This window comes from Gaiella sp. (genome assembly GCF_039915195.1).
Lineage (GTDB): Bacteria > Actinomycetota > Thermoleophilia > Gaiellales > Gaiellaceae > Gaiella.
On sequence record NZ_JBDSNT010000009.1, the window covers coordinates 1 to 4,494 of the forward strand.

Consider the following 4,494-nt stretch of genomic DNA (forward strand, 5'->3'; position numbering starts at 1 on the left):
TTCGAGCAAGCTTGTCATGCGCTGACCCCTTTTCTGTTTCGATTGTGTACCGGACGATCTGGACTCGTTCGGTTCGAACCCTTTGTTGCTCTGGTTCGCTGCGGCGAGCGAACCGGTTCGGTCCGCAGGCAACCGTTCGAGGTACGGGCAGTTCGTTGCCGATGCCGGTAGGGCTCTGTCGATTCGTCACGCAGGCGAAGCTCGGAGCAGCGGCTGGCAGTTCAGGGGCGCGCCGCGCGCGTCCGAGACAGGTAGTAGCTCGTCCTCCTTCTACCCCTGAGGGGGTAGGTCGGATCGGCGGCAGCGACCGTCAGCCTCTCGACCGCAACGCCGGGCAACGGCTCGCAACGATTGAGCGCCCAGCATCTGCGGGCTGTCGATCTCGTTGCTTCGGGCTTATGGGCCGTGAAGGATTCGAACCTTCGACCTTGGGATTAAGAGTCCCCTGCTCTACCAACTGAGCTAACGGCCCGAGCGGATCGGAAGTGTAGCCACGACTCGGGCCGACGGGAGGCCACATGGGGCATCGACCCGGGTCGGTCAGGTGGCCGCGCGCGCCGAGCGGGAGACAGACGGCGCGAGAAGAATCACGGCAACGCTCGCAGCTGCGACTCCCGTGAGTGCGAAGGCTGCCCGGATCCCGGCGCTGCCGTCCGCGAGGCCGACGAGGAGCGGAGTCGTCAGTGCCATCACGGCCCAGGCGAGGTTCAGCATCCCCACCACGGCGGGAGCGGTGTCCCCCGCGCTCGCACGGACTCCGACGGCGTAGTTGAGAGCGTTGATCGACGAACGGCACGCGGTCGAGATGAGGAGGAACGCGAGCAGCGAAAGAGTCGAGAGACCGAATGCGGGCAGGAGCCAGGCACCAGCCATCACGGCGACGGCGATGCCGACGCCGCGCCGACCGACCGCCGATGCACGCAGCCGGCCAACGAGCGCCGCCGTTGCGATCCACACTCCCGCTGCGAGGCCGAAGGCGAGGCCGATCCGCCCGGACGAGAGCCCGTTGTCGGCGAACGCCGCTGGGATCAACAGGCCGGATGCGCCGCTGACAATGCCGAGAAGGGCGGCCACGAGCACGGCACCGGCAATGATGCGATTCCCTCGCACGACCCCGAACGCCTGCCGCAAGCGCAGGCTCTCGAGCCGGCGCCCGTCGAGGCGGGGCTCGGCGTAGCGAAGGAGGAGCGGGATCAGAGGCACTGCCAGAGCCGCGAGCACGACGAGCGCGACACGCCAGTTCACCGCGTCCGTGACGACCCCGGCAACGACCGGCCCGAGGAGCCACCCGAGACCCGAGGCCGCGATCAGCGGGCCCGTGCCGCTCGCCCCGCGCCCGCCGGCCGCCGCCCTGGCCGGGGCGATCACCCAGATGATCCCGAAGCTGATCCCGAACACAAACCGTGCTGAGATAAGGAGTGGGAGCGAGGACGCGAGCGCCTGCCCGATCAGAGCGACGGGGATCAGGATCGACGCGGTCACGAGCAGCGCCCGTGTGCCGAAGCGATTCGCGACGTTGCCGACAGGCATCGCGACGACGATCATGGCTAGCGTCGAGGCCGCGAGCGCGAGCCCCGCCTCGAGGGAGCTGAGACCGAGGTCGGAGCGGATCTCGGGCAGGAGCGTAATCAGGGAGGACTCGGCGACACCGTTGACGACGGTCAGTGCGAGGAGAACGCGGAGCTCGAGGTCGAATCGCTTCACACTGTCTACGATCGTCATCCGCAATCAATAAGTAAAATGCGAATCCGTGGACGGATCGATCAAGAAACGTGATCTCTTGGCGAACGTCGAGATCCGCCATCTGGTCGCACTCGAGACCGTCGTCGAGACCGGGTCGTTCGTCCAGGCAGGAGTCGCGCTCGGGTACTCGCAGTCCGCGATCAGCCAGCAGATAGCGGCACTCGAGCACGCCGCCGGTCTTCGGCTGCTCGTGCGCCCGGGCGGGAGAAAGCCCGTAACCGCAACGGACGCGGGGGAGCGCCTCCTTCGCCATGCGAGGAGAGCATCGGCGGCGATGCGGGCCGCCGAGGCAGATCTCCACGCCCTTGCCGCGGGCGACGCCGGCACGGTACGCGTGGGCACCTTCCAGAGCGTCGGAGTACGCCTTCTCCCTGGCGCCATGCGGCGGTACGTCGAGCGCTGGCCCGATGTCGAAGTTCGGCTCCTCGAGGCGGGCTACGACGAGGAACTTCTGACCCTCCTCGAGCGCGGCGACATCGACATTGCCTTCGTCCGCGAGAATCGAGACCCGACGTTCGAACAGGTTGCCGTGCTGTCGGATCCGTACGTCCTGCTCGCGCCAGCCGACTCCGAGCTCGCCCGAGACGGCGGAGCAGTTCGTCCGCGCGAGATAGCCAGATTGCCTCTGATCGGGTACCGCCGCTCGACAGAGGGGGCGGAGGCGATTCTGCGTTCGCAGGGTCTCGATCCCGAGGTGGTCTTCCGTTCGGACGAAGGTGGGACGGTGCAGGGTCTCGTCGGAGCAGGCATCGGGTACGCCGTCGTGCCCCTCCTCGCGGTCGAGACGAGCTCGGAGGTCGTGATCCTGACCGTCGCGGACATGCCTCCGCGCAGAATCGCGATCGCCTGGCATGTGGATCGTCCGCCGACCTCAGCTGCTCGGGCGTTCGTCCAGATCGTGACCGAACTCGGTGCAGAGATCGAGTCGGGCTACGCTCACGGTGTGAGCGTCGACTCCTCCCGTCGCAGGCGGCAGACGTGAAGATCGTCACCGTCGTCGGCAACCGACCCCAGTTCATCAAGTCCGCGCCGCTCTCGGCAGCGCTCCGCAAAGGCGGGATCGAAGAGATCGTCGTCCACACGGGCCAGCACTGGGATGCCACCATGTCTCAGATCTTCTTCGAGGAGCTGGAGCTGAACGAGCCCAAGATCACGCTCGATCTCCGGACGTCGGAGATCGGGCGCCTGGAGGAGGCGCTGCGCGCGACGATCTCCGGGCTGCGACCGGATATGGTGCTCGTCTACGGGGACACGAACTCGACGCTCGCAGGCGCGCGAGCGTCCGTCACCGCCCCGGTCGCCCATATCGAGGCGGGGCTCCGGAGCGGCGATCTGACGATGCCGGAGGAGCGAAACCGCATCGAGGTCGACAGTGTTTCGGCAGTTCTCTTCGCGCCCGACGAACGGTCGGCAGCGACACTCCGCGAGGAGAACGTTGCGGGCGAGATCCACGTCGTGGGCGATGTGATGGCGGACGCGGTCGTCCAGTTCGCGCCGCTTGCCCGCGAGCGCTCCGGGATCCTCGACGCCCTCGATCTCGAGCCGGGTGCTTACGTGCTCGCGACCGTTCATCGCGAGGCGAACGTGCAGCCCGAGCGGTTGGCGAGGATCGTCGCCGGCCTCGGCGGCTCCTCGCGCCCGGTCGTATTCGCGGCCCATCCCCGGACGCGCTCCGTCCTCGCCGCGCACGAGATCGAGATCCCTTCGCCGATCATCATCACCGACGCGCTCGGGTATCTCGACTTCGCTGCGCTTGCCTCGCAGGCGGCCGTGATCGCGACCGACTCGGGAGGCCTGCAGAAGGAGGCCTACTGGTACGGGGTTCCCTGTGTGACGATGCGCCCTTCGACCGAGTGGATCGACACCGTGTACGCCGGGGCAAACGTGCTCGTCGACGACGACCCCGCGCGGATCGCTGCGGCTATCGGCGCCGCCCGGATGCCCACGGTGAGGCCCACGCTCTACGGCGACGGGCACGCCTCTGAGCGGATCGCGACCGTCCTCGGGGGTACCATTGCGCGCTGTGCATCGTGACGTGGCAATCATCGGCGCCGGCTATGTCGGCATTCCACTCGCGCAGGTCTTTGCCGATGCGGGCCGCTCGGTGCTGCTCGTCGACGTCAGCGCCGACAGGGTCGCTCAGCTCAACCGCGGCGAGAGCTATATCGAGGATGTTCCGAGCGCAAAGTTGAAGCAGCTCGTCGACGAACGCGGGTTGCGCGCGACGACCGACTACGACGAGTTGCGAGAGGCCGACGCGATCGTGATCGCGCTCCCCACCCCCCTCTCGAAGCAGAGGGAGCCCGACCTCTCGATCGTGCGCGCAGCGACGGAGCAGATCGCGACCCGCCTGCGTGCGGGCCATCTCGTCGTCCTCGAGTCGACGACGTACCCCGGCACGACACGAGACGAATTACTGCCGATCCTCGAGCGAGGTTCGGGCCTGACGGCCGGCGTCGACTTCCACCTCGCGTTCTCCCCCGAACGGATCGATCCCGGCCGCACCGACCACACGACGAAGACGGTCCCGAAGGTCGTCGGCGGTATCAACGCAGCCTCGACCGAGGCCGCCGCGGCGCTCTACGCCAGCGCGATCGACACGATCCATCGCGTCTCGACGCCTGAGGCGGCCGAGCTGACGAAGCTGCTCGAGAACATCTTTCGCTCCGTCAACATCGCGCTCGTCAACGAGCTCGCCCAGCTGTGCGACCGCATGGGGATCGACATCTGGGAGGTCGTCGAGGCGGCAGA

General features: G+C 67.5%; 4 protein-coding genes and 1 tRNA gene. 3 read left to right on the forward strand and 2 right to left on the reverse strand.

Annotated elements, in window-relative coordinates; all coding sequences use genetic code 11:
- Nucleotides 1-399: 399 nt before the first annotated feature.
- Together ABIR74_RS01445 and ABIR74_RS01450 are read right to left on the reverse strand one after the other, a co-directional pair.
- Nucleotides 400-472: transfer RNA gene (locus tag ABIR74_RS01445), tRNA-Lys, on the reverse strand.
- 68 nt (nt 473-540) lie between these two features.
- On the reverse strand, nt 541-1,704 hold the full coding sequence (locus ABIR74_RS01450; RefSeq protein ID WP_348174831.1) for an MFS transporter: 1,164 nt from the start codon (nt 1,702-1,704) through the stop codon (nt 541-543).
- A gap of 46 nt (nt 1,705-1,750) precedes the next feature.
- On the opposite strand from ABIR74_RS01450, the gene ABIR74_RS01455 reads away from it, so the two are divergent.
- From ABIR74_RS01455 to ABIR74_RS01465, 3 genes are all read left to right on the forward strand, one after another.
- On the forward strand, nt 1,751-2,725 hold the full coding sequence (locus ABIR74_RS01455) for a LysR family transcriptional regulator (protein WP_348174832.1): 975 nt from the start codon (nt 1,751-1,753) through the stop codon (nt 2,723-2,725).
- Entirely contained in the window at nt 2,722-3,777 is a 1,056-nt protein-coding gene (gene wecB, locus ABIR74_RS01460; protein ID WP_348174833.1) for a UDP-N-acetylglucosamine 2-epimerase (non-hydrolyzing), read from the forward strand. Before ABIR74_RS01455 ends, wecB begins: the two co-directional genes overlap by 4 nt.
- Nucleotides 3,767-4,494 (forward strand): nucleotide sugar dehydrogenase (locus ABIR74_RS01465; protein WP_348174834.1); only part of this gene is annotated, 728 nt, incomplete at its 3' end. The genes wecB and ABIR74_RS01465, both read left to right, overlap by 11 nt.